Origin of the sequence: Streptococcus mitis (assembly GCF_003942695.1) — a bacterium.
Classification (GTDB): domain Bacteria; phylum Bacillota; class Bacilli; order Lactobacillales; family Streptococcaceae; genus Streptococcus; species Streptococcus mitis_BD.
In genome coordinates this window covers 247,924-272,285 of sequence record NZ_RJNU01000001.1, presented here as the reverse complement: position 1 = coordinate 272,285, position 24,362 = coordinate 247,924, and the positions used below count along the sequence as shown (strand labels likewise).

Sequence of the window (24,362 nt, the reverse complement as noted above, 5' to 3'; positions counted from 1 at the left end):
GCTTCCTTATTTTGAAATACATCATAATGTACAAGCATATTTAATATACTAGACTTCCCTCTACCATTTATCCCTGATATTAAACTAATATTATTAACTGATCTTCCATAAAAATTTTCAATATAATCTGGATTTTTATCAATTCTTAATTCATTCGTTTCAAAATCAAAATTTACTTTATATTCGTCTGAAAAATTAAAAATTNGATTTTTAAAAAGTTCATCATACTGTTTAATCACCAAAGCAATTAATTTCATTCTTCTTCTCCTACTAGTCCAATTTCTTTGCTAATATCTGTAACCATTTTTGAAAGTGGTCTTTTCCCATAATTTTCTTTGTCTGTGTAGTGCCCTGTTATAAAGCGATTCACCTCAGCCTTGCTCAATTCAAGGTTTGTTTGATTTAAGATTTCTGACAAACCCTCTCTATAACTATCTGTATATACTTCTTTTTTCCAAATCAATTCATTGACCACATCAATGTGGCTTTGATATAGCTCCTCTATACCCAAATCACGAATTCCATTTTCAAAGTTAATATCACAAGAAACAATTTTGATTTTAATCTCATCGACAGACTTTGGAATGTATGTAAACTTTACATCATCGAATGGAAAACTAGTATCATAGGGACTATATTCTAAATCCTTATTTGATTTCACATGATTACAACTATAACAACTAGGAATTAAATTATAAAATGAAACCGCAAATAGTGGATAGCTGTCTTTTGGAAAAAAGTGGTCTAGTTGAGCAGTGTTTACTACTTTAGTCTGACCACTAATTTCTTGCTTGCAACCTGGACATTCTTTTTCAACCTCATCAATTACAAATAAGNCTTGATTACAATTATTACAATGAAGTATTTTATATGTTGAGTTTATATAATTACGATTACAATACGGGCATACCGAAACGTTCTTTAAATCAATTAATTTCTTCCTTAATCTCGAATCTATCTTTCCATAAGATTTTTTTAGATACTCTGCTAATCTAGGTTCTTCATCTACGAAATTATCCAACAATTCTTTAAGATTCTCTAAAAATGAATACTCACCTATCATTATCTTTAGAAAAGCATCCCTTTCACTTGCTAGCTCTGGTACATTACTGGCTACCCAACTATTTAAATCATTTTTAAATTCATGATAACCTTGAAAACTCATTTTTTTATATAATTCCAAGCAAATTTTCTCAACTTCAGACGGATTTGATTTTTCTAAAGGTATCATAATTGACACTCCATTCTGGTTCACTTCTTTCCCATTATACCACAAAAGACCGTTTTTACGGCCTTTTGTTTATATATTAATCATCTAAATCCGCCGAAGATTCTGTAATCACCACTTCTAGTGCCGTCGCATTGCCATGAATATCTGATAAAATCGCGATTTTATGGTTCATGATACTCTCCTTCTGTTTGGTAATCTACACTATCTTCCGCTACTTGAGCTAATTCCACTTCTTCCTGCGGGTTCAACTTTCTCTGAACAGCTTCTGCGACTACCCTTGGCACACCAACTTCGACAATTTCATCCACACTGGCTTCCTTGATTTTAGCGAGAGACTTGAAATGCTTCATGAGATTCTGCTTGCGTTTAGGTCCCAGACCTTCAATTCCATCCAATTGTGATGAAAAGGAGTTTTTGGAGCGCAGTTGACGGTGAAAGGTGATGGCAAAGCGGTGTACCTCATCTTGGATGCGTTGGAGGAGGAAAAATTCCTGAGAATTGCGAGATAACTCCACCACTTCCAGCGGATCTCCAAAGAGCAGTTCATGGGTTTGGTGCTTGTCATTCTTTTGCAGACCTGCAATTGGGATATCAAAACCTAGCTCTTCTTGGATGACTTGCTTTGCGATATTGACTTGACCTTGTCCCCCATCAATCACAATCAAATCTGGCGGGGTTAAACCATCACGTTGAACTCGGCCATAACGTCTGCGAATGACTTCACGCATACTGGCATAATCATCTGGACCGACAACCGTTTTTATCTTGTACTTACGGTAATCCTTCTTACTTGGTTTGCCATTGACAAAGACCACCATGGCTGAAACAGGACTGGTTCCCATGATATTAGAGTTATCAAAGGATTCGATACGTACTGGGGTCGGGATTTGGAGCAAACGTCCCATATTTTCAATAGCTCCTTGGGTCTTTTCGACAGATTTTTCCAGCAGATTGAACTTCTGCTCCAGACTAACACGAGCATTTTTTATGGCTAGATTGATCAGTTGTTTTTTCTCTCCACGTCGAGGTTTGAGAATCTTGGTATCCACCAAGGCTTTGACAGCTTCTTCATCGATATCCTGCGGAATCAGCACCTCATTGGGAACCAGGTGGGATTTTTCTTGATAGAATTGTCCCACATAGGTCAAGAAGTCCTCATCCGGATCATTGTAGTAGGGGAAGAGATTGACGTCCCGCTCAATGAGCTTGCCCTGACGGACAAAGAAAACCTGGACACACATCCAGCCCTTGTCCACATAGTAGCCAAAGACATCACGGTTTTGGAGGTCTTTAGACATAACTCGTTGCTTGGTCCGAAGCGTTCCAATAGCCTGAATCAGGTCACGGTATTCCGCCGCACGCTCAAACTCCATACTTTGAGCTGCCTTTGCCATCTTGCCCTTGAGGTCATCGATGATTTTGTCATCCTGTCCTTTTAGGAAATCAGAAACCTCCTGAGCCATGGAATGGAAATAAGCCTCATCTTTTTTACAGATAGTATGGGCCATACACTGGCCGATATGGTAGTAAAAACAGACCTTAGACGGTGGATTAGTACACTTGCGAAAAGGAAAAATCCGATCCAGTAGTCTCTTGATTTCATTGGCTGCCCCCACATCTGGATAAGGACCAAAATAAAGACCACCATCCTTTTTGACCTGACGGGTGATAATCAATCGAGGATAACGCTCATTGGTGATTTTGATGAAAGGATAGGACTTATCATCCTTGAGCATGATATTGTACTTGGGCTTATTTTCCTTAATCAGGTTGATTTCTAGGAGAAGTGCCTCAATATTGGACTCAGTGACGATAAATTCAAAATCTACAATTTCAGATACCAGAGCCTCAGTCTTGGTATCGTGACTTCCACGGAAATAGGAGCGCACACGGTTGCGCAGATTTTTAGCCTTTCCAACATAGATAATGGTACCGTTTTTATCTTTGTGAATGTAACAACCAGGGCTGGTCGGCAAGAGCTCTAGTTTTGATTTGATCAAGTTATTCATAGTTCCATTATAGCAAAAAGGCCGTGACAGGACGAACAAAAAGCCCCACCAATCACTTGTTGGAGGAGCTTTGATTTCTTTTCAGATTGCACCGACTTCATCTAGTCGCTACTGGTATAGAGCTCTTGAACAGCCTTCACATCCTGAGGCTGAATTCCATAGTAGGAACCTGCTGGCTGCATGACAGAAGTCTCGTTGGTATGATCCAATCCTATGGCATGCCCCAGCTCGTGCTCCGCCGTGTGCACGATTCGGTCATAAGAATAACCATAGTTTGGATTGGATAGATAATAATGATTCAGGCGAACCGTTACAGATATAAATTGTTTGGTTAACAAATTGGTTTGACTCTCGGCTTGACCAGCTACAGCGGTCGATCCATCATTCATCTCACTTGCCACAATATCTGCCTGGCTAGGATCCGCAACCACCTCAAAGGTAAAGGCTCCCGTTTGATTCCAGTTTTTTATGGCTTCTGCATAGGCATCTTGGAAGGTCTCATCCATTTGAGGCTCAATATAGATGCGAGCTGAGGCCTGAGCCCACTTGCCTTCTGCATGTTGGTGACTGTCTGTCTGAGACAAGACCTCCAGCGTTCCCGTCTCCTTCCACTGATTCCAGCCACCTTGACCAATCTGGCTCATTTTTTCAACCTGATTGACCGCAGAATGAAAATCACCTGTCAGATACCAAACCACTCCAAAGGCAATGAGCAGTAGAATGACCACAGTCCAAACCAGACGCCAGAAGAAACGCCAAATTCCCAAAAGAAATCGGAAGAATAATCGAATAATCCAGAACATGACGCCCCACCTTTCATAAAAATAAGAACCTATCTTTAAATCGATGGTCTCCCATAATCAAGATAGATTCTCTATTTTACTCAATAAAACTGAAAGAAAACTAAAACTAAGATAAGCGCTCTTCCAAAACAAAGTTAATCGGTAGAGTAGCTAAAAAACGCTCCAATTGTTTTTCCCAGTAGTACCACTCGTGAGTGCCAGGACTATGACTATAGGTCACTTTAAAACCAAGCTTTTTGAGGTTTTTTACAGCGAGGTTATTGGCTGAATAGAGATAGTCTTGCTCGCCACACCAAGCCCAAAGTTTGGTTTTTTTATCCGATTTCGCAGCGATACTTTCAAGCGAATGAGGGCTAGCTGTCCAATCTTTGATTTCTCCAAAAACTCCTCGCCAGTAGGCAAGGGAGCCCAAATCCTGGCTTTCAGGAGAAAATTCTTGAAAACTGAGTGCTCCAGAAAAACTAGCCGCATGAGAAAAACGATCGGTTGCGAGAGCCAGCTTGAAGGAACCATAGCCACCCATGGAGAGACCCGCAATGAAGGTCTTTTCTCGCTTGCTGGTCATATTGGGAAAGAAACGTTTCATTACCTGAGGCAACTCTTCCGCTAGAGCTGTAAAGTAGTCAAAACCATACTGGGTATCGGTGTACCAGCCATTGCTAGTATTGGGCATGATAACAATGAGATTGGTTCCCCGCAACAAGCGCTCGACATTGGTACGCTTGAGCCAACTATTCTGATTTCCTGACATTCCATGCAAAAGATAAAGAACAGGAATATCTTTACACTCTGGTTCTGTTACCCGACTGGCATCTGGATAAAGTACAGTAACGCCCCACTCCATATCCAAAACTTCAGAGTAATACTCGATATTCATAACTGCCATGGTTTTCTCCTTTATACTATTCTATAAGAAAAAGCCGAAATTCGACTTTTTCTGTAGGTATGCTGCTTATTATTTGGCTTCCATCACGACTGGCAAGATTGCTGGACGACGTTTGGTTTGGTCAAAGAGGTACTTGGCCAAACCATCACGGACCTTACCTTTGAGATCAGCCCAGTCGAAATCTTCACCTTGGAGATAGTCTTCCACGATTTGGTTGATCAGTTCTGAACTTTCACGGAGAATGTCACGACTCTTCTTGAGATAGACAAATCCACGCGTGTGAACTCGTGCCTTAGCGATGATTTTTTTCTCACGTCTATTTACGGTAATGGCAACGATGAAAATCCCGTCCTCTGACAAGACTTTACGGTCACGAAGGACAACATTTCCAACATCTCCGATAGCATTTCCATCAATCAAGACATCCCCTGCAGAAACTGCTCCAGCTGGAACAAAATCTCCATGTTCATAAGACATGGTCGTTCCCTTTTTAGGGATGAAGATACGCTCTGGCAACATTCCAACTGCCATGGCAGCCTTGGCATGCGCATCCAACTCACGATACTCCCCTTGGATAGGGAAGAGGTAGTTTGGCTGCAGAAGATTGATCATCAACTGTAAATCACGCGCATTCCCATGTCCGGATACTCGCAAGCTTTGGGTAATGAGTTTCACCACACCACCAGCTTGGTAGATCATGTTTTCCACACGCGCCATGACGGCTTCTTTGGCGATAGATGGAGTCGTTACGATATAAACCAAGTCTCCATCTTTGATTTCCACATAGCGGTGGCGTCCAATGGACATCTTACGAAGTCCATTAATAGGCTCACCCATACGACCAGTCTCGAGAATAATCAACTCATGGTCTTCAAATCGAGACATTTCTTTTGGTTTAATCAAGAGACTTTCATTAGCTAGAGATAATTTTTTGAGACGAATCGCAGTGCGGACGATATTTTCAATATCAAATCCAGTCAGAACAACTCGGCGACCTGTATCTGCTGCAGCATCAAAAACCTGCTGGATCCGAGAGAGGTTGCTGGCAACTGCTGCAACGATGATACGACCTTCCCAGTCTGCAATGGTCTGGGTAATTTCGTCTCCAACTTCGCTCTCACTCGCCACCTGGATATTGCTGTCTGCATTGGCGGAATCACTGAGGAGCGCCAAAACGCCATCACGACCGATTTCTGCCAAACGAGCAAAATCCGTCGCATAGGATTCACTGGCTGTCTGGTCAAACTTGAAGTCGCCTGTGTAAACAATGCTACCTTCAGTTGTTTTTAGGACTATTCCCAAACTTTCTGGGATGGAGTGAGTTGTACGGAAGAAGGAAACCACAGTCCCTCCAAAATCAATCTCCGTATCTTCATCAATCACATGGAAGTCATTGAATTTCTTAACCGTATCATTTCCTTTGACAAAGAGTTTGGCCAACTCAATGGTCAACTCCGAACCAAACACAGGCACCTTAGCCTCTGCCAAAAGATAAGGCAGGGCACCAATGGCATCCGCATGTCCGTGGGTCAAAAAGACCCCTGCGATACGATCGCTATTTTCAAAAAGGTAGTCCATATTTGGAATGACGACATCAACACCTAGTTGTTCATTTTCAGGGTATTTAAGCCCCGCATCCAAAACAAAAATAGAACCATCGATTTCAGCGATGTACATATTTTTCCCATTTTCTCGTACACCACCTAGTGTTGTTAAACTAATATTACTCATTTTTCCTCCGAAACTTCATTTATCTTGATTATAGGGCGAATTCACCCTCTTATTCTAAAAGTTCTAAAACTTTCAGCCGAATCTTTTCCTACCATTATACCATTTTTTTGATTATTTTCAAAACGAAGATCGGTTTTTAACTAGAGATTAGTCACTACTGTGAATCGAATTCTTTTACTTTGACTTCTCTTTTGGAGGCTTCATCTAAGATAATAGAACGATTATACCATCAAAATTATGGACTTTCTGAATTAATTTGATTTCAGTTACCTTTCTCGAACTCTAAATTTCTCTTTTAGTTCAAAACAAGTTAAATTCTTGCCCTTTACCTCTCGACTTGAGAACTATTTTCCACAAAGACATGGTTTATCTACATCCAAAAGTACGAAATTCCTGTCCGCCATAAAGCCTAGAAACTATTCGGCAAATACCCACTAGAAGCGAGATCACAAAAAGAAAGTTTCACAGAAAAAAAGATTTAGAAATTCTAAATCTTTTTATCATCTTTAGTTTGGATAGATATAAGTGACATTTCCTAAAAATTCATGAGGATTAAAGAAGCCACGGTAATTTGCAATCTGCTTTTGACGTCTGTAGTTTGCTTCCAATACNTGGATAGAGTTTTCACTTTGAACATCTGTTACATAAGCAACGTGTCCATATTCACCACCGTCCCAAACGGCGATTGCTCCTACTACTGGAACACTTCCTGTCTTATAACCTTGAGCACTTGCGTAGATTGCCCACGTGTTGGCATTTCCCCACCAGTTGCTAGCCCAAGGCGCCAATTCTTTCACACCCCATGTACACTGACCAACAGGGTATGAGTTTCCATAGTTTGTCGGAGTCTTTTCGACAACGTCCTCTGTATCTGATACCACATTCGCAGTGCTAGCTGGAGCACTGTAGGTAGAGCTAGCCTGAGCGGAACCACTCACTTCCAATACATCGCCTGGGTGGATAGTGTCAAAGATGGTTTTTCCATTCAAAGCTGCCAACTCATGCGGATCCATGCCGTTTGCAGTTGCAATGGCATAAAATGAATCACCGTCTTGGACAACGTAAGAGTTCGCATGCACAGTTTGAGCCCCAACTGTAGCTAAAATAGCGGTAGAAGTCAAACCAAGAGTCAGTTTCGTAACTGTTTTTTTCATAACTAGATTCCCCTTATATTTTCTTGATAAGAAAATCATACTTGATTTACATGTCAGTTCGTTTAGAGTTATATTTTAGTCATGTTACAAAAATTTATACTTTTACTACATAAGGTTTAAAAGCAGACATCGTATAAAGTGATAGAAGAGAATAAAAAATGAATCGTTTTCCCCAATCTTTACATCAGTAAACCACTCAAAAGACCGTCTTCTCAACCACTCCCACACCAAGCATTTATCCGTCAAAAAGAGACCGAGATAGGTAATCTCAGTCCCTTTCTATCTATTACTCCATTAAAAAATCATACATTTCTTGCACGGTACCCAGCGCCATCATTTCCTGGTATTTGACGGTCTGTTTGAGATTTTGGTAAATCTGACTTTCAGAAATTTCCCTTTTCGGTGCTTCTTTATTGACTGTCATGACACCATCTTTGATAGTTACAAAGCCCAGCTCTTCAAATACTTGGATCATCTTGACTAGCAAGATTTGTTGGATATTGAGATAAGTTGCCAAATCTTTGAGCTTGTAGCGAATATCAAACTCTGGGAACTGGTAAATGGTCTTGTACAATTTTGCAAACTGCTCTCTAGTTCCATAACCTGTCAGATAGTAGGCCTTGTCAATGTCATTTTTGAAATAGACAGCAGAGAAATGCTGTTCCTGAAAAATGGCCTTCAGCAAGGTAATATCCTCAGGAATGGTTTTCACAACCACAGCATCACTAGTCGCTAAATCTGGCACCTCTTCAGAGAAATCCAAGACTGGAACCCCTTCTGGCAAGACTGCGTTCTTCCCACGAATGTTAAAGAGTTGAACACCTTCCACACGCGCATCTACCATCATCAACTGCAAAGCAGTTTGCCCATTCCATTGGTTGACAGACAAGGTGACTGCCAATTCTAGGTTTTTTGTTTGGGCAAACTCTGTTGCCCATCTACCTTGTCCAAAGGCCACCACTTCAAAACTCGCCTCACCCTTGGAAATTTTTAGTTTGAGGTGGGCATTGCCTGCCCCCATAGTACGGGCACTTTCGACATGAAAATCCTTGATATAAAAGACAGGTTTCTGATTATCCATTCCAAAAGGTGCCAAGCGTTCAAAGCTTTTGACCGTTTCCAAGCTAAGCGTCTCCAAATCTAGCTCTTCATCTAGGTTTAACTTATTCTTGCCACCAGCATCTGCACCTTTTTCACGGACATAGTCTTCTAAAACCTGAGATAAATCTGAAAGTTTCTCAACTTCCAGCGTCATTCCAGCTGCACCAGCATGGCCGCCAAAGGCGATAAAGAGATCTCGGTGGGGATCCAGAGCTTCAAAAATATCGACTGCTTCCACACTACGAGCGCTACCCTTGGCACGACCATCTTCTATATTAAGAACGATAACTGTCTGCCCTAGCTCTTCCAACAAACGACCAGCAACGATACCCAGAACGCCAGGATTCCAGCCTTCCTTTGCCAAGACCTGGACCTTCTTCTCAGGATCCACCATGGTCTTAGCTTCTTCATAGATAGATTGGACGATTTCCTTACGTTCTTCATTTTTCTGGTGAATCATGAGGGCAATCTCATGTGCTTCCTCATCGTCAAACCCAGTCAGCAAATCAATGGCAGGATTGGGATCATCCAACCGCCCCAAGGCATTTAAACGAGGAGCAATCTGGAAGCCAACCGTTTCTTCTGTCACTTCGTTCGCAGCAATCCCAGCCATGTCCAGCATTTCTTGTAGACCGATGCGCTGAGTATGTCCCAACATTTCCAGACCATATTGAACCAAAATACGATTTTCATCCGTCAGGCTCACCATATCTGCAATGGTACCGATAGCGACCAAATCAAGCAATTCCACTTGCACTTCTTCTAAAAGAGCGCAAGCTAGCTTGAAAGCCACTCCACAACCAGCCAGCTGTTTGAAGGGATAGTCCGCATCCGGATGCTCAGGGTGAACAATTGCATAGGCTTCAGGAAGGGTTTCCGGCATGGAATGGTGGTCGGTCACAATGACATCCACTCCCATAGACTGGGCCAATTCAATGGCTTCGTGCCCTGCAACCCCATTGTCCACTGTCACAATCAGGGAAATTCCCTCTTGCTCGATAAAGTATTTATAGACACTGGCATTTGGCCCATAGCCATCGGTAAAACGATTGGGTAGGTAAACACGGCACTCAGCGCCAAGCTGTTCCAAACTTTCCTTAACAATCGAAGATGAAGTCATGCCATCCGCATCGTAGTCTCCATAGATGAGAATGTTTTCCCCTTCTTCAATGGCCTGACGAATCCGTTCCACTGCCTTGTCCATATCATGGAGCAGATAGGGGTCATGTAAGTCCTCTAAAGAAGGTTCTAAAAACTTCTTTAGACTTTCTTCATCCTGAATCCCTCTTTCAAATAATAACCGAGCCACCTCAGGACCCAGTCCAGCCTTCTTGGCTATCTTTGTAAAATCCGCATCTTCAACCTGCGGGGCAAACTGCCATTCATAAGTAGGTGTTATCAAAAAGACATCCACTCTTTCTAAGAATTCTATCATTTCATTATAACATGATTTAGGCTTTTTCTCTATTCAGATTGCTTTTTTATAACATTTTAGTGAATTTTTTTCAGATATGATTTGACAAGAACATTCTTTTGGTGTAGAATCATGTTATAAAATCTAACACAAAGGAGATCTCTCATGACTTTAGTAGAATTTAAAAACGTCGAAAAATATTACGGAGACTACCACGCACTCCGCGACATCAATCTCCGTTTTGAAAAAGGACAAGTTGTTGTACTGCTTGGACCTTCTGGTTCTGGGAAGTCCACTCTTATCCGTACGATCAATGGTTTAGAGGCTATTGACAAAGGAAGTCTCCTGGTCAATGGACACCAAGTCGCAGGTGCTAGTCAGAAAGATTTAGTTCCTCTTCGTAAGGAAGTTGGCATGGTTTTTCAACATTTTAACCTTTATCCACACAAAACAGTGTTAGAAAATGTTACACTAGCGCCCATAAAGGTTCTAGGAATTGATAAAAAAGAAGCTGAAAAAACAGCCCAAAAATATCTGGAATTTGTAAATATGTGGGACAAGAAAGATTCCTACCCAGCTATGCTGTCTGGTGGACAAAAACAGCGGATCGCCATCGCTCGTGGTCTTGCCATGCATCCGGAACTCCTCCTCTTTGATGAGCCAACATCTGCTCTTGATCCTGAGACCATTGGAGATGTTCTAGCAGTTATGCAAAAACTGGCGCATGACGGGATGAATATGATCATCGTTACCCACGAAATGGGCTTTGCTCGAGAGGTTGCGGACCGCATCATCTTTATGGCCGACGGAGAAGTTTTGGTGGATACGACAGATGTCGATGACTTTTTCGACAATCCAAGCGAACCTCGTGCCCAACAATTCCTCAGCAAAATTATCAACCACGAAAGTGACAAAGTCAAATAAGGAGGCGCCTATGAAAAAGAAATTCTTTTTATCCGCATTATTGATTAGCCTTTTCAGCCTTGCTGCTGCCAAACCAGTTCAGGCTGATACCAGCGTCGCAGACATTCAAAAAAGAGGCGAACTAGTTGTCGGTGTCAAACAAGACGTTCCTAATTTTGGCTACAAGGATCCCAAGACAGGGACTTATTCTGGTATCGAAACGGACCTTGCCAAGATGATTGCAGACGAACTCAAAGTCAAGGTTCGCTACGTTCCAGTTACCGCTCAAACCCGCGGACCACTATTAGACAACGAACAGGTCGACATGGATATCGCAACTTTCACCATCACAGACGAACGTAAAAAATTATACAACTTCACAAGTCCCTACTACACGGATGCTTCCGGATTTTTGGTCAATAAATCCGCCAACATCAAAAGCATTGAGGACCTAAACGGAAAAACAATTGGGGTTGCCCAAGGTTCCATCACCCAACGCCTGATTACTGAACTGGGTAAAAAGAAAGGTCTAACCTTTAAATTCGTCGAACTTGGTTCCTACCCAGAATTGATTACTTCCCTTCACGCTCACCGTATTGATGCCTTTTCCGTGGACCGCTCTATCCTATCTGGCTATATCAGCAAACGGACAGAACTACTAGATGATAGTTTCAAGCCATCTGACTACGGTATCGTCACCAAGAAATCAAATACCGAGCTCAACGATTATCTTGATAACTTGGTCACTAAATGGAGCAAGGATGGTAGTTTGCAGAAACTCTATGACCGATATAAGCTCAAACCATCTAGCCATACCGCAGATTAAGGAGGACACCCCATGACAGATTTATCATCTTGGACAGCCTATTTTCAGGATTTTGGACAATTTTTTAATGGTTTCCTCTTCACCCTTGCCCTAGCGGTTGGTTCCTTTATCCTTGCCATGCTTTTGGGCATCTTCTTTGGGGCCATGTCAACCAGCAAACGCCCATTCTTGCGTATTTTGGCTCGTATCTTTGTCGAATTTTACCAAAATACTCCCCTATTGGTGCAGTTTGTCATCGTCTTTTATGGTTTGCCTCTTATCAGTGACCATACCATCATGATTCCGATTTATTGGACAGCTGTACTTTGTGTAGGACTCTATCACGGCGCCTATATCGCTGAGGTTATTCGTTCAGGGATTCAGTCTATTCCTAGCGGTCAGATGGAGGCCGCCTTGTCCCAAGGTTTTACCTATATCAGTGCCATGCGCTTGATTATCTTGCCTCAGGCCTTCCGTATCATTCTCCCTCCATTGACCAACCAAATTGTTAACCTCATCAAGAATACCTCTACCGTAGCTATCATCTCTGGAGTAGACTTGATGTTTGTGACCAAGTCTTGGTCAGCTCTCAACGGAAACTATATTCCAGCATTTTTAGGTGCTGCCCTGCTCTACTTTGCTCTTTGCTTCCCTGTTGCCCAGTTTGGTCGCAAGATGGAGCAAGCCAACAAAAAAGCCTATTCACTTTAGGAGGTTACTATGGAATCTATTTTAGAAGTTTTGACCCCAGATAACCTAATCTTTATCTTTAAAGGATTTGGCTTGACCCTCTACATTTCTCTGATTGCTATCGTCCTCTCGACCCTTATCGGAACAGTACTAGCCGTCATGAGAAATGGGAAAAATCCTGTCTTACGGATCATCTCCAGCATTTATATCGAGTTTGTACGTAACGTTCCCAACCTTCTCTGGATTTTCACCATCTTTTTGGTGTTCAAGATGAAGTCTACACCAGCTGGTATTACTGCCTTTACTCTTTTTACCTCAGCAGCCCTAGCTGAGATTATCCGGGGCGGTCTCAATGCCGTGGACAAAGGGCAGTATGAAGCAGGAATGTCGCAAGGATTCACTTCAGTGCAAATCCTCTACTACATCATTCTCCCACAAGCTATCCGTAAAATGTTGCCAGCCATCATTTCTCAGTTTGTAACTGTGATTAAGGATACCAGCCTTCTCTACTCTGTTATCGCTCTACAAGAACTCTTTGGCGCTAGCCAAATCCTCATGGGACGCTATTTCGAACCAGAGCAGGTCTTCAGTCTTTATATCCTGATTGCCTTGATTTACTTTATCTTTAACTTTGCCATTTCTAGCCTGTCTCATAAGCTAGCAAAACGTTGGCAACAAGCCGCAGAATAAAAAAGAAATGTGAACTCAAAACAAGGGTTCACATTTTTTGCTATAAATGAAAAAGAGCAACTCAATGCTATGCAAACGTTTTACTTTTTGGTAAAATGACTTTAAAACCATAAAGCAAGGAGAAAAATCATGATCCACGAACTTTGCAAAGAATTCTCTCAACTGGAACAAGTAGAAGCCATCGCTCTTGGTGGTTCTCGTGCAGGACAAAACTATGATCAAAATTCTGACTATGACGTTTATGTCTATCTCAACTCACCTATTGACGAGAAAACTCGTCAAATCATTCTTAGCAACTATTGCTCCTATATGGAAATTGGAAACCAGTTTTGGGAGTTAGAGGACGACTGTGTACTAAACAACGGTATTGAAATCGAGTTGATTTATCGTTCGCTGGAGTCGTTTGAACAAGAATTGAACTCAACCGTTTTTCAACACAAAGCTCAAAACGCTTATACAACCTGTATGTGGCATAATCTACTCCACAGCAAGATTCTATACGATCCGAATGGACACTATGCTTCGCTCCAAAGAACCTACCAGATTCCCTATCCACAGGAACTCAAAAAACAGATCATTGAAAGGCAACTCCTTTTGCTAGAACAAGCCATGCCTGCCTTCTCTCACCAAATAGAAAAAGCTATCAAACGCCAAGATCTTCTCAGTATGAATCATCGTACAAGTGAATTCTTTGCTTCCTACTTTGACTTGTTATTTGCACTCAATGAGCAAACCCATCCTGGTGAAAAACGAATGTTGGAGTACGCAAAGACCAATTGTACTCTCCTCCCTAAACAATTTGAAAAAACTATTCGCAAGTATTTCCAACTACTCTATCAACCACAACAAGGAGAACAAGCGATCGTAACCTTGCAAACTATCCTGAAGGAACTAAAAGCCATTTTGCCATAGACCAAAAAGAAAATGTGAACCTCTGTTGCTGTTCACATTTTTATTTGTCGTTGACTGTAAAATTCTAGTCTACTCATATTCAGTTGCCTATTTTTGACTCTCTCTGAAAATCTGCAACTAGGTTAGAAATTGTTCAATTGATTGACGAGCAATCATAAAACCGTTCCAAAAACCGCACTCACAATCACTTACCCCGCTCTTTCATTACTAGTGACAATTTTGCCCTTAGGGTTACTACAAGATTTTTTAGAGATTCTAACAAGAATTACAATATGAATTTTACATATTACCATAGAACACCTCTATAGGAGAAAATCAGAGCTAAAATTAATAAAGTATAGAAGGCGATAAAAAGCCATCTCATCTTCACACATAGAGCAATATATTCTCTAATAAAGGCCGATGGGATATAGTAGGCGGCTGTCCGACAACCAAGGCCATCTCCCTTCATCCCAATACGACGGGCATAGGTGCTAGTACGAAAAACATGATAGTCATTGGTCACAAAGAGAAAACGTGGATTTGCTACCAGTTTCTCTCCCATTTCTTTTGAGAAGAGAAGATTCTCATAAGTCGTCGTTGAGTCTTCCTCTAGGAGAATCGCTTCTCTCGGAACATCCGTCTCTTCCATCAAATAATTACAAATTGCCTGAGCTTCAGAAATCTTCTCGTCCCCACCTTGACCACCACTGGCGATGATTTTAACGTTGGGATTGGACGACTGACGATAAGCCTCTACAGCCTTGTCAATACGGCTCTTAAGTAAGGGAGTTACTTTTTCTCCATTCAACAAGCCTGCACCGTGAATAATAATAAAATCATAATATTTTTTCTTAGGAATAAAAAGATACAGAATAGAATAAAGCAGAAATCCTGCAAAGGCAAAACCAAAAATCAAATACGAATAAATCAAAAAGAAAAAGATAATATTCACTAGATGATTGGTGTAGAACAAGCCCTTGGTATCGCTCACTCGGATAGCCATGATCACAAAAAAGAATAGAATCACGCAGCCTAATCCTAGAGACAAATAATTTGCCTTGGATTTTCCTTCTTTTTTCAATAACACAAATCCATTATAAATAAGGAAAAAACCACTTAGAAAAACTAAAAGAGGTAGCAGGAGAAAAATCCCTGCAAAGAAAACCATGTGCACTTCTTTCTGCCCAGCTTCGTAAAAAAGATTGGCAATGGACATATAAGAAAAGAGCAGAGACAAAAGCAAGAGAGCTGGATTCCAGAGACTGCGATTGTCCCTTAAAAACGAAACGAGAAAAAGTAGGACAAAAAATCCTGTGATAAAGTACATAGTCTCCTCCTTTGATGACTACATTGTACCATAATTGTGGCAATAGAAAAAGAGGAGCCTAGCCCTCTTATTTTACTATTCTTGCTTCTGCATCTGCCACAACCTGAGCTAGACTCGTCTGACGAAGTTGGTTTTCCATCGCTAGTTGGATATCCAGCAATTTTTGATCCAAAACTTCATGGATATTTGCCCCTACTGGACAGTTAGGGTTGGGATTGTCATGGAAACTAAAGAGTTTACCAGATTTTCCTAAACATTCGACTGCCTGATAAACATCAAAAAGACTGATATCTTGGAGGTCTTTGATAATCTCGGTACCGCCCGTCCCACGCGCAACTGATATCAGCTCAGCTTTTTTGAGTTGGGACAAGGTTTTGCGAATAATGACTGGATTGACTCCAACACTGGCTGCGAGAAAATCGCTGGTTACCTTACTCTCTTGACTCTTGATGGCAATAATGATTAACACATGAGTCGCAATCGTAAATCGGCTTGAAATTTGCATCTTCTTCTCCTTTCACATCCTATATGATACCCATTATACCCTTTTGCGTTGTAATGTCAATTATTACCACCATCCAGCCATGCATCCAACTCGGCATCATGCCCTTGTTCTTGGGCAATTTCATACAGAAATTCCTGATTATGAGTATGGTGAATCCCATTTACCAAACTTTCATAGTAGACCTGGAAATAGGGGAGCTTCAAATCCTTAGCCAACTGCAACTCGGCTTCTACATCATAATCCACTCGACGGAAATCAACATCAGCCAAACCTGCCTCATCAAACTCTAAAATCATATATTGGGCACGCAGGTCCTTACGCAACTTCGCATCTAAAAAGAAGGGTTGCCCAATCGAACCTGGATTAAGAATCAACTGTCCGTCACTTCCGTAACGAAGCAACTGTTGGTGGATATGCCCATATACCGCGATAGAGGCATGTGGATCCGTCACCAATCTATCAAAATCTTCTTGTTTTCCCGTATGAATCAACTCTCTACCCCAGTTTTTATCAGGGAGATGGTGAGTGATTCCTACCGTCAAATCACCAAACTGACGATGAACTTGCATGGGTTGATTGTGGAGGTCTTCGATTTCTTCAGGGCTAATCTCTTCTAAGATATACTGGCATTGGCGTAGAAGATAGCGATGACTAGCTTTTGTTGGATCTAGCTTGCGATGCAAACCACGCCAGAGACTATTCTCCCAATTACCCAGAACTCTTACTGTAATAGGCAAGCTAGCTAAGAGATCCAATATCCTTCTACGTCCTGTTCCAGGCATGAGAATATCCCCCAAAAGCCAATACTCTTCTACCTCTGCCGCTCTTGCATCAGCCAGAACAGCTTCCAAAGCTGTCGTATTTCCATGTATATCTGAAAGAACTGCTATTTTAGTCATTCTTTCTCCTCATTTCCTCTTACTTCTTCTGTTAGTATTATAGCAGAAAACACTCGAAAAGATCACTATCACTAATCACTGGATTAAATTGTAAGAGCCTCCAAATCGTGCTATAATATAAGTAGTGATTTCCCCTTCATTTAGGATTATGTTGTATACAATATCTATCAATTTTCCCAGATTGGAGGACTATTGCCATGCGGAATTATCTTAAGTATATCCCATACTACCTTGTCATTTTCTTTTTTTACTGGCCACTCTATGAACTCCTCTCTCTACTCATCTCTGACCCATATACACTGAAGGGACTGTACATTTATAACATCATCCTCTTTTCACCTCTAGTAACCTTTATCGTATCCCTTCTTTATAGCTACCGTTTCCATTTCTCACTTTGGTGGTTGCTGGGAATTGGACTGCTCTTTTGCTTTACCATCATCACCTTTGGTGAATTCATCCCGCTTTACTTCCTAGCCTATGAAATTTTCGCCCTACTTGGTATGGCTTCAGGTAGAGGTCTTAGTCATCTTATAAACAAGCAGAAAAGTAAAAAAATAGGATAAAAGCCTTGAAAAATCTCGCAATCATGCTATAATAATGCATAGAGACAAGTCACTTAGTCCCTTTCTACTAGAGAGTGCGTGGTTGCTGGAAACGCATAGAAAGCCTAAACTGATACTACTCTACTGACTTTTATGAAAACATAAAACGGTGGCTACGTTAAAGCCAATCAGAGGTGTCCCTCTTTTTTGAGGAACATAAATGAAGGTGGAACCACGTTGCGACGTCCTTTTAAGGATGTCGTTTTTATTTTGTCAGAAGGAGGAAGAATGATGCTGTATATGATTGGCGGATCGCCTTGCAGTGGAAAGTCAACAATTGCCTCACTTCTTGCTAGACAGTATCAACTACTTTATATCAAACTGGATGATTTGGTAGAAGAGATGATGAGTCAAGCAAGTGCAGACTCACAGCCAATTTGCCTTCTTAGGCAGGATAGAAATCCAGAACAAATCTGGATGAGAAAGCCAGAAGAGATGGCAGATGAAGAATGGTGCTTTTATGAAGAGATTTTTCCTTATGTAAAATCTTACTTGATAAAAAATCAAAACAGACCTCTCTTGGTGGAGGGAGCAGGACTTTTGCCTCACTTGGTAAAGGAGCTTGAATGTCAAGTATCATCCTATCTATGCTTGACTCCGACAGCTGATTTTCAAAAAAAGCATTATATACAGAGAGAATGGGTTCCTTATGTCTTAGAGGGTACAACCAACCCTGATCAAGCTTTTGAAAACTGGATGCAACGAGACATTCTTTTTGCTCAAATGGTTCGTAAGGAAGCGGTGAAATTAGGCTATCCTAGCCTCGTAACAGATGGTAGTCAATCAGAGAATCAGACTGCGGAAGAAGTTGCTCGGCTCTTAAAATTGTCCAACAAAAATAGAATAAATATTTAAGGAGAAAACCATGATTAAGATTACTTTCCCAGATGGCGCTGTTCGTGAATTCGAATCTGGCGTTACAACTTTTGAAATTGCCCAATCTATCAGCAATTCCCTCGCTAAAAAAGCCTTGGCTGGTAAATTCAACGGCAAACTCATTGACACGACTCGTGCTATCACTGAAGATGGAAGCATCGAAATCGTGACACCGGATCACGAAGATGCCCTTCCGATCTTGCGTCACTCAGCTGCTCACTTGTTTGCCCAAGCAGCTCGTCGCCTTTTCCCAGATATTCATTTGGGAGTTGGTCCAGCTATTGAAGATGGCTTCTACTACGATACTGACAATACTGCTGGTCAAATCTCCAACGAAGACCTCCCTCGTATCGAAGAAGAAATGCAAAAAATCGTCAAAGAAAACTTCCCTTCTATTCGTGAAGAAGTATCGAAAGATGAAGCACGTGAAATCTTCAAAAACGACCCTTACAAGTTGGAATTGATTGAAGAACACTCTGAAGATGAGGGTGGTTTGACCATCTACCGTCAAGGTGAATACGTGGACCTTTGCCGTGGCCCTCACGTTCCATCAACAGGCCGTATCCAAATCTTCCACCTTCTTCATGTAGCTGGTGCTTACTGGCGTGGAAATAGCGACAACGCGATGATGCAACGGATCTACGGTACAGCTTGGTTTGACAAGAAAGACTTGAAGAACTACCTTCAAATGCGTGAAGAAGCCAAAGAACGCGATCACCGCAAACTCGGTAAAGAGCTTGACCTCTTCATGATTTCTCAAGAGGTTGGTCAAGGACTTCCATTCTGGTTGCCAAATGGTGCAACTATCCGTCGTGAATTGGAACGCTACATTGTCGACAAGGAATTGGCTTCTGGCTACCAACACGTCTACACTCCACCACTTGCTTCTGTAGAGCTTTACAAGACTTCTGGTCACTGGGATCATTACCAAGAAGACATGTTCCCTACTATGGATATGGGTGACGGTGAAGAATTCGTTCTTCGTCCAATGAACTGCCCACACCACATTCAAGTCTTTAAACACCATGTTCACTCATACCGTGAGTTGCCAATCCGTATCGCTGAAATCGGTATGATGCACCGCTATGAGAAATCAGGTGCCCTTACTGGTCTTCAACGTGTGCGTGAAATGTCTCTCAACGACGGTCACCTCTTTGTTACTCCTGAACAAATCCAAGAAGAATTCCAACGTGCCCTTCAGTTGATTATCGATGTTTATGAAGACTTCAACTTGACTGAATACCGCTTCCGCCTCTCTCTTCGTGACCCTCAAGATACTCACAAGTACTTTGACAACGATGAGATGTGGGAAAATGCCCAAACCATGCTTCGTGCAGCCCTTGATGAGATGGGCGTTGACTACTTTGAAGCCGAAGGCGAAGCAGCCTTCTACGGACCAAAATTGGATATTCAGGTTAAGACAGCCCTTGGAAAAGAAGAAACTCTTTCTACGATCCAGCTTGACTTCTTGTTGCCAGAACGTTTCGACCTTAAATATATCGGAGCTGACGGTGAAGAACACCGTCCAGTTATGATCCACCGTGGGGTTATCTCAACCATGGAACGCTTCACAGCTATCTTGATTGAGAACTACAAGGGTGCTTTCCCAACATGGCTTGCACCACATCAAGTAACCCTCATCCCCGTTTCTAACGAAAAACACGTGGACTACGCATGGGAAGTTGCTAAGAAACTCCGTGACCGTGGTGTCCGTGCAGATGTAGATGAGCGCAATGAAAAAATGCAGTTCAAGATTCGTGCTTCACAAACCAGCAAGATTCCTTACCAATTGATTGTTGGAGATAAGGAAATGGAAGACGGAACAGTCAATGTTCGTCGCTATGGCCAAAAAGAAACACAAACTGTCCCAGTAGATGAGTTTGTAGCAGCAATCCTAGCTGATATCGCCAACAAATCACGCGTTGAGAAATAAAACAATCACAGTCTGAGAAATATTTTTCAGAGCCAGAAAAAGCAACAACTATTTCAGCTGTTGCTTTTTATATTTTATTTAATCTGAGCTAGTAGTGATTGGCCAAACCACCACACAAGATTTGCTTTCATGAGTTAGATAAGGTCAATATCCTCAATCCTTATCTGCTTCATTTTCTTTTACGAGATCTTTTTGCGAATCCTTTTCAGAGAGTTTTTGATCAATATACTTGTTAATATTTTCATAAAATTCCTTGGTCATCTCACTATCTAATTTTGTCGAATTATGAACTTGATTTACTTTTAATTGAACAGATTGAATACCGTAAGAGGCTTGTTTTTGATGGAGCGTTTCTAATTCTTCTTCTGAAATCGGATCTCCAACAACCGTTAAGACCAATTCATTGTTTCTTGACTTGTAGACTTGATTAATGACCGTGTGATTGGCGAACTCTTTTGCTACAAACTGTTTGATTCCTTCTTTTCGCGCTTGATCCATCGTCAGAGTGACTGCTGAATAACTGGCTGGAAGAACCAATAATACAATCAAGGATATCAAGCCAATTTTCATTTTAATGTTTAGCTCTTTAAATGAACTTAAGGGAGATTTTCTCATCAAAATTCTTGTTCCAACAATGTTGGCTAGCATGATAAAAATACAGTTGATCAAGAAAAGATAGAGAGCTCCAAATAAAAATCGTACATTTCCGTTAGCCAAACCATATCCTGCAGTACAGATAGGTGGCATCAGAGCTGTCGCAATGGCTACTCCTGGCACGATATTGTTTGCTTCTTTTTTCCTTGACCCAATTACACCTGCTATCCCACCAGCAATAGCAATGAGAACATCCCAAATGGTTGGAGAGGTTCGTGCAATCAACTCGCTACTTGCATAAGATAAGGGAGAAATCCAGAAATACAGAGTCGAGACAAGCAAGCTGACCAATACTTGAGTAAATAAAACCTCTAGAGATTGCTTGATTAAACGCGCATCAAAAATAGCTAAACCAAATCCGAGTCCAACAATCGATGTCATAAGAGGGGAAATCAGCATGGCTCCAATAATGACAGCTGTTGAATTCATATTTAAACCTATAGAGGCAATAAAAATCGCACACATCAAAATCACTGTATCTCTTAATCGAACATGAAGGTCATCATATAATTTCTCACGGTATTCACGTGTTGAATAGTTTCCGGTCATTGGTTACTCCTTTTATTTCATATAATCTTGTTTCTGCTTGGATGATGGCAGAGAGACTTCTTTTCAATCTTACATATTTTTAATTCTCACCTGTTATGTTTTTGAAAATTATCCTTTAAACATACGTCAGTCTATCCTTAACATTATATCAAAAATTTTACAGTCTTTCTCCAAAGAAATCTATCAATTGAACAGATAGAGAAAGGAAGAAATTTTTGTTTCCTTATACGAAAAAGAAAAAAACGGTATCTCCTCTGAAAGAAGATGCCGTTTTAATCTTTAAACATGATTGGTGTGTTCGACAATCCATTGCTTCATTTTGATTTTCAACTAGAAGCCATAGATTCCAAACGTGATGATGGTTAGAAGAAACCACTTGATCCAGTTACCGAACAGTTGTGCTCCAATCCCGTCAAAGTATAGACGTTACCCATCCACTACCGTGTGTTTGATTTTCAATTTTTCATCATGCAAACCGCCCAAGGTGTTGCGATCTCCAAGGTAAGCCCGAAAATTATGGCTACTAAGATGGAGCATCCAATATAATCTATGATTCCTCCGTCAAAATAACTTTCTTTCATTTTTGTCTCTTTTATTTTTTGACTATATTCTAGTCGTTTCCTAGTGTAACATTTTTTACATCTGGACAATCTTACGGTAACTTCTAGACGTTATCATAAAAATAGAGATATCGACTAAAACAAAAATTCCACAGATGGATAAGGTTATCATCAACTATGCTCACTCAATTATCAGATTCCTATTGGAAAACTTGATGCGAACAGTTGTTCCTATCCCAACCTCAGACTCGATGCGAATCTGGTGACCCAGTTCTTCAGAAATTTTCTTAGATAGATAGAGGCCAAGTCCAGATGATTGCTGGGTCAAACGCCCATTGTAGCCTGAAAAGCCACGTTCAAAGACTCGGAGGACATCACTATTTTTTATCCCGATTCCCGTATCCTTGATACAAAGATCCTGATCCTCCATATAGATTTCCAAACCACCTTCCTTGGTGTATTTGAGGCTGTTTGAAAGGATTTGTTCAATGACGACTAACAACCATTTCTTATCGGTCACGATAGTTTTGTCAAGGTCATGGAGATTGACTGTTAGTCCCTTCTGGATAAAGAAAAGTGCGTACTTACGAACCATCTCCTTAACCAAGTCCTCCACTTGGACCTGTTCAAATACCAAGTCATCATGAAAACTCTCTAAACGTAAGTACTGCAACACCAGATTGGTATAGGAGTCAATCTTAAAGATTTCCTGTTCCAGTTGCTGCTTGACCTCACGATCAGAGACTTCTGCTACTAAAAGGCAACTAGCTGCAATAGGCGTCTTAATCTGATGGACCCACAAGGTATAGTAATCAAGCAAATCCGTCAGTTTACTTTGGGCTTCCGACTTCTTTTGATACAATTCAGACTCTCGCTCTTCAAGTTTTTCTGCTAGCGCACATTCCAGAGGAGACTTGGGGTCTCGCTCAGCATAGAGTGCTTCCTGCCGGTAAACCTGAGCTTCTGCAAATATATCCCAAGCCAAAAATAAGAAGGTCAAAAAGCCACTGAGCAGAAAGAAATAAAGAAAATAAGTTCCTAGACTAGCAAATAAAAACTGAAAGAGAAGGACGAGAAAGCCTAATGAAAAAATATAGGCAAAAACGCGACTGCGAGAACGCAGATAGGCTAGAAAAAATGATTTCCAATCAAGCATGTTTCAGTCCGTATCCTATCCCTTTCTTAGTCTCGATAAAACCTGCCAAGCCTTGTTCCTCCAACTTTTTGCGCAAACGAGCAACATTGACAGACAAGGTATTGTCATCGATGAAAAAGTCGCTATTCCAGAGTTCCCGCATCAGGTCATCACGCGCCACGATATTGCCAGCGTGTTCAAACAGCACTCGCAAAATTTGAAATTCATTCTTGGTCAAACTCAGAACTTTCCCCTGATAGTGCAGGTCCATGGACTTGGTATTGAGGATTACACCCGCATATTCCAGCAGACTTTCATCTCGGCCAAATTCATAAGAACGGCGCAACAAGCCCTGAACCTTTGCAAGAAGCACCTGCTGGTCAAAAGGCTTGGTCACAAAGTCATCTGCTCCCATGTTGATTGCCATGACGATATCCATAGCCTGGTCTCTCGAAGACAGAAACATAATGGGTACCTGAGAAATCTTACGAATCTCCTGACACCAGTGGTAACCATTAAAGAGTGGCAGGCCAATATCCATGAGGACCAAATGAGGCTCTGACTGAACAAATAAGCTCAATACTTCCATAAAATCTTCTACCAAAATGACCTCAAAGCCCCACTCAGAGAGCAGTTTTCCCACTTGATGTCGAATAACTTGGTCATCTTCTACTAGTAAAATCTTGTGCATGCGCTCCTCCTTTGCTATTTCTCAAAGTATCAAAACCCTTCATATCAGATTTACGGATCAGTGTCTCATACTGTTTAGCAGCCTATTCCCCACAAATCCAGATCAGTAAACAGATGCTATATAGAGAACATCCCACTGATATCATACCTTATTTTTAAGTATAGTTCCAGCCTTATCCTATATTTTCCTTTTTGTGCTCATTTAGTTAGCGTTTCTTTCACTTATTTAATAGATCTAGCCTTCTTATTGACAAGCTAGTCATGATTTGTTAGAATGTGAATGAATAAATCAATTTATTCATTCATTAAATAAAGGAGGTT

21 protein-coding genes and 3 pseudogenes are annotated in these 24,362 nt (G+C 41.2%); 8 read left to right on the top strand and 16 right to left on the bottom strand.

Annotated features, from left to right (window positions below; genetic code table 11):
• Nucleotides 1-253: 253 nt before the first annotated feature.
• The 8 genes and pseudogenes from D8852_RS01230 to recJ all read right to left on the bottom strand — a co-directional run bounded on the left by D8852_RS01230 (nucleotide 254) and on the right by recJ (nucleotide 10,317).
• Nucleotides 254-1,231 carry a hypothetical protein gene (locus tag D8852_RS01230; protein WP_125833801.1) on the bottom strand — a complete coding sequence of 326 codons (978 nt, stop codon included), beginning with the start codon at nucleotides 1,229-1,231 and terminating at the stop codon, nucleotides 254-256.
• 97 nt (nucleotides 1,232-1,328) lie between these two features.
• Nucleotides 1,329-1,403, bottom strand: a pseudogene (locus D8852_RS10120) (phosphoesterase); the annotation flags it as partial.
• Nucleotides 1,393-3,240 carry an excinuclease ABC subunit UvrC gene (uvrC, locus tag D8852_RS01225; RefSeq protein ID WP_125424740.1) on the bottom strand — a complete coding sequence of 616 codons (1,848 nt, stop codon included), beginning with the start codon at nucleotides 3,238-3,240 and terminating at the stop codon, nucleotides 1,393-1,395. The pseudogene D8852_RS10120 and the gene uvrC, both read right to left, overlap by 11 nt.
• Before the next feature lie 101 nt (nucleotides 3,241-3,341).
• Nucleotides 3,342-4,043 (bottom strand): M57 family metalloprotease, encoded by a 702-nt coding sequence (locus D8852_RS01220; protein ID WP_125424739.1) that lies wholly within the window; start codon nucleotides 4,041-4,043, stop codon nucleotides 3,342-3,344.
• 106 nt (nucleotides 4,044-4,149) lie between these two features.
• Nucleotides 4,150-4,929 (bottom strand): alpha/beta hydrolase, encoded by a 780-nt coding sequence (locus D8852_RS01215; RefSeq protein ID WP_125424738.1) that lies wholly within the window; start codon nucleotides 4,927-4,929, stop codon nucleotides 4,150-4,152.
• A 69-nt stretch (nucleotides 4,930-4,998) separates the two neighbouring features.
• Nucleotides 4,999-6,660 (bottom strand): ribonuclease J, encoded by a 1,662-nt coding sequence (locus D8852_RS01210; RefSeq protein ID WP_125424737.1) that lies wholly within the window; start codon nucleotides 6,658-6,660, stop codon nucleotides 4,999-5,001.
• A gap of 506 nt (nucleotides 6,661-7,166) precedes the next feature.
• Nucleotides 7,167-7,814: a COG3942 and LysM peptidoglycan-binding domain-containing protein gene (locus D8852_RS01205; protein WP_125833799.1), complete on the bottom strand. Its 648-nt coding sequence runs from the start codon at nucleotides 7,812-7,814 to the stop codon at nucleotides 7,167-7,169.
• Nucleotides 7,815-8,100: 286 nt separating this feature from the next.
• Nucleotides 8,101-10,317: a single-stranded-DNA-specific exonuclease RecJ gene (recJ, locus tag D8852_RS01200; protein ID WP_185755560.1), complete on the bottom strand. Its 2,217-nt coding sequence runs from the start codon at nucleotides 10,315-10,317 to the stop codon at nucleotides 8,101-8,103.
• Between the two features lie 177 nt (nucleotides 10,318-10,494).
• Between recJ and D8852_RS01195 the strand changes: the two genes are divergently transcribed.
• The 5 genes from D8852_RS01195 (at nucleotide 10,495) to D8852_RS01175 (ending at nucleotide 14,329) form a co-directional block, all read left to right on the top strand.
• Entirely contained in the window at nucleotides 10,495-11,253 is a 759-nt protein-coding gene (locus D8852_RS01195; protein WP_125424736.1) for an amino acid ABC transporter ATP-binding protein, read from the top strand.
• 10 nt (nucleotides 11,254-11,263) lie between these two features.
• Nucleotides 11,264-12,058 carry a transporter substrate-binding domain-containing protein gene (locus D8852_RS01190; protein WP_125424735.1) on the top strand — a complete coding sequence of 265 codons (795 nt, stop codon included), beginning with the start codon at nucleotides 11,264-11,266 and terminating at the stop codon, nucleotides 12,056-12,058.
• A 12-nt stretch (nucleotides 12,059-12,070) separates the two neighbouring features.
• Nucleotides 12,071-12,748, top strand: a complete 678-nt coding sequence (locus D8852_RS01185; protein ID WP_125424734.1) for an amino acid ABC transporter permease — start codon at nucleotides 12,071-12,073, stop codon at nucleotides 12,746-12,748.
• Nucleotides 12,749-12,757: 9 nt separating this feature from the next.
• Nucleotides 12,758-13,417 carry an amino acid ABC transporter permease gene (locus tag D8852_RS01180; protein ID WP_084853682.1) on the top strand — a complete coding sequence of 220 codons (660 nt, stop codon included), beginning with the start codon at nucleotides 12,758-12,760 and terminating at the stop codon, nucleotides 13,415-13,417.
• A gap of 129 nt (nucleotides 13,418-13,546) precedes the next feature.
• Nucleotides 13,547-14,329: a DUF4037 domain-containing protein gene (locus D8852_RS01175; RefSeq protein ID WP_125424733.1), complete on the top strand. Its 783-nt coding sequence runs from the start codon at nucleotides 13,547-13,549 to the stop codon at nucleotides 14,327-14,329.
• A 286-nt stretch (nucleotides 14,330-14,615) separates the two neighbouring features.
• Here the strand turns inward: D8852_RS01175 and D8852_RS01170 are convergent, their stop codons facing one another.
• The 3 genes from D8852_RS01170 to D8852_RS01160 form a co-directional block, all read right to left on the bottom strand.
• Nucleotides 14,616-15,638, bottom strand: a complete 1,023-nt coding sequence (locus D8852_RS01170) for a YdcF family protein (RefSeq protein WP_125424732.1) — start codon at nucleotides 15,636-15,638, stop codon at nucleotides 14,616-14,618.
• 67 nt (nucleotides 15,639-15,705) lie between these two features.
• Nucleotides 15,706-16,143, bottom strand: a complete 438-nt coding sequence (locus D8852_RS01165) for an Rrf2 family transcriptional regulator (protein ID WP_125424731.1) — start codon at nucleotides 16,141-16,143, stop codon at nucleotides 15,706-15,708.
• A gap of 56 nt (nucleotides 16,144-16,199) precedes the next feature.
• Nucleotides 16,200-17,042 carry a metallophosphoesterase family protein gene (locus D8852_RS01160; protein ID WP_125424730.1) on the bottom strand — a complete coding sequence of 281 codons (843 nt, stop codon included), beginning with the start codon at nucleotides 17,040-17,042 and terminating at the stop codon, nucleotides 16,200-16,202.
• 197 nt (nucleotides 17,043-17,239) lie between these two features.
• On the opposite strand from D8852_RS01160, the gene D8852_RS01155 reads away from it, so the two are divergent.
• The 3 genes from D8852_RS01155 to thrS all read left to right on the top strand — a co-directional run bounded on the left by D8852_RS01155 (nucleotide 17,240) and on the right by thrS (nucleotide 20,453).
• Nucleotides 17,240-17,605, top strand: coding sequence for a hypothetical protein (locus tag D8852_RS01155; protein WP_125424729.1), 366 nt, complete (start codon nucleotides 17,240-17,242; stop codon nucleotides 17,603-17,605).
• Between the two features lie 267 nt (nucleotides 17,606-17,872).
• The gene (locus tag D8852_RS01150) at nucleotides 17,873-18,499 is read left to right on the top strand and encodes an AAA family ATPase (protein WP_398574988.1); all 627 of its coding nucleotides are present in this window, start codon (nucleotides 17,873-17,875) and stop codon (nucleotides 18,497-18,499) included.
• A gap of 10 nt (nucleotides 18,500-18,509) precedes the next feature.
• A complete protein-coding gene (gene thrS / locus D8852_RS01145; RefSeq protein ID WP_049484800.1) occupies nucleotides 18,510-20,453 on the top strand; it encodes a threonine--tRNA ligase in 1,944 nt (647 codons plus the stop codon).
• Nucleotides 20,454-20,606: 153 nt separating this feature from the next.
• Here thrS and D8852_RS01140 read toward each other — a convergent pair whose 3' ends face one another.
• The 5 genes and pseudogenes from D8852_RS01140 to D8852_RS01120 all read right to left on the bottom strand — a co-directional run bounded on the left by D8852_RS01140 (nucleotide 20,607) and on the right by D8852_RS01120 (nucleotide 24,042).
• Nucleotides 20,607-21,656: a DUF389 domain-containing protein gene (locus tag D8852_RS01140; RefSeq protein WP_125424728.1), complete on the bottom strand. Its 1,050-nt coding sequence runs from the start codon at nucleotides 21,654-21,656 to the stop codon at nucleotides 20,607-20,609.
• Between the two features lie 330 nt (nucleotides 21,657-21,986).
• Nucleotides 21,987-22,237 (bottom strand): annotated as a pseudogene (locus D8852_RS10075) (hypothetical protein).
• Between the two features lie 55 nt (nucleotides 22,238-22,292).
• Nucleotides 22,293-22,391, bottom strand: a pseudogene (locus D8852_RS10250) (peptide ABC transporter); the annotation flags it as partial.
• Nucleotides 22,392-22,397: 6 nt separating this feature from the next.
• Complete coding sequence (locus tag D8852_RS01125; RefSeq protein ID WP_125424727.1) at nucleotides 22,398-23,372, bottom strand: sensor histidine kinase; 975 nt, start codon at nucleotides 23,370-23,372, stop codon at nucleotides 22,398-22,400.
• Entirely contained in the window at nucleotides 23,365-24,042 is a 678-nt protein-coding gene (locus D8852_RS01120) for a response regulator transcription factor (protein ID WP_125424726.1), read from the bottom strand. The genes D8852_RS01125 and D8852_RS01120 overlap by 8 nt, the downstream gene beginning before the upstream one ends.
• Nucleotides 24,043-24,362 lie beyond the last annotated feature (320 nt).

Bases quoted from the DNA above. Each gene is read 5' to 3' on its own strand.
- D8852_RS01125 (WP_125424727.1), bottom strand. From the start codon at position 23,372: ATGCTTGATTGGAAATCATTTTTTCTAGCCTATCTGCGTTCTCGCAGT.
- D8852_RS01140 (WP_125424728.1), bottom strand. From the start codon at position 21,656: ATGACCGGAAACTATTCAACACGTGAATACCGTGAGAAATTATATGAT.
- D8852_RS01190 (WP_125424735.1), top strand. From the start codon at position 11,264: ATGAAAAAGAAATTCTTTTTATCCGCATTATTGATTAGCCTTTTCAGC.
- uvrC (WP_125424740.1), bottom strand. From the start codon at position 3,240: ATGAATAACTTGATCAAATCAAAACTAGAGCTCTTGCCGACCAGCCCT.
- D8852_RS01160 (WP_125424730.1), bottom strand. From the start codon at position 17,042: ATGACTAAAATAGCAGTTCTTTCAGATATACATGGAAATACGACAGCT.
- D8852_RS01220 (WP_125424739.1), bottom strand. From the start codon at position 4,043: ATGTTCTGGATTATTCGATTATTCTTCCGATTTCTTTTGGGAATTTGG.
- thrS (WP_049484800.1), top strand. From the start codon at position 18,510: ATGATTAAGATTACTTTCCCAGATGGCGCTGTTCGTGAATTCGAATCT.
- D8852_RS01165 (WP_125424731.1), bottom strand. From the start codon at position 16,143: ATGCAAATTTCAAGCCGATTTACGATTGCGACTCATGTGTTAATCATT.
- D8852_RS01180 (WP_084853682.1), top strand. From the start codon at position 12,758: ATGGAATCTATTTTAGAAGTTTTGACCCCAGATAACCTAATCTTTATC.
- D8852_RS01175 (WP_125424733.1), top strand. From the start codon at position 13,547: ATGATCCACGAACTTTGCAAAGAATTCTCTCAACTGGAACAAGTAGAA.
- D8852_RS01195 (WP_125424736.1), top strand. From the start codon at position 10,495: ATGACTTTAGTAGAATTTAAAAACGTCGAAAAATATTACGGAGACTAC.
- D8852_RS01215 (WP_125424738.1), bottom strand. From the start codon at position 4,929: ATGGCAGTTATGAATATCGAGTATTACTCTGAAGTTTTGGATATGGAG.
- D8852_RS01185 (WP_125424734.1), top strand. From the start codon at position 12,071: ATGACAGATTTATCATCTTGGACAGCCTATTTTCAGGATTTTGGACAA.
- D8852_RS01150 (WP_398574988.1), top strand. From the start codon at position 17,873: ATGATGCTGTATATGATTGGCGGATCGCCTTGCAGTGGAAAGTCAACA.
- D8852_RS01170 (WP_125424732.1), bottom strand. From the start codon at position 15,638: ATGTACTTTATCACAGGATTTTTTGTCCTACTTTTTCTCGTTTCGTTT.
- D8852_RS01120 (WP_125424726.1), bottom strand. From the start codon at position 24,042: ATGCACAAGATTTTACTAGTAGAAGATGACCAAGTTATTCGACATCAA.
- D8852_RS01155 (WP_125424729.1), top strand. From the start codon at position 17,240: ATGCGGAATTATCTTAAGTATATCCCATACTACCTTGTCATTTTCTTT.
- D8852_RS01210 (WP_125424737.1), bottom strand. From the start codon at position 6,660: ATGAGTAATATTAGTTTAACAACACTAGGTGGTGTACGAGAAAATGGG.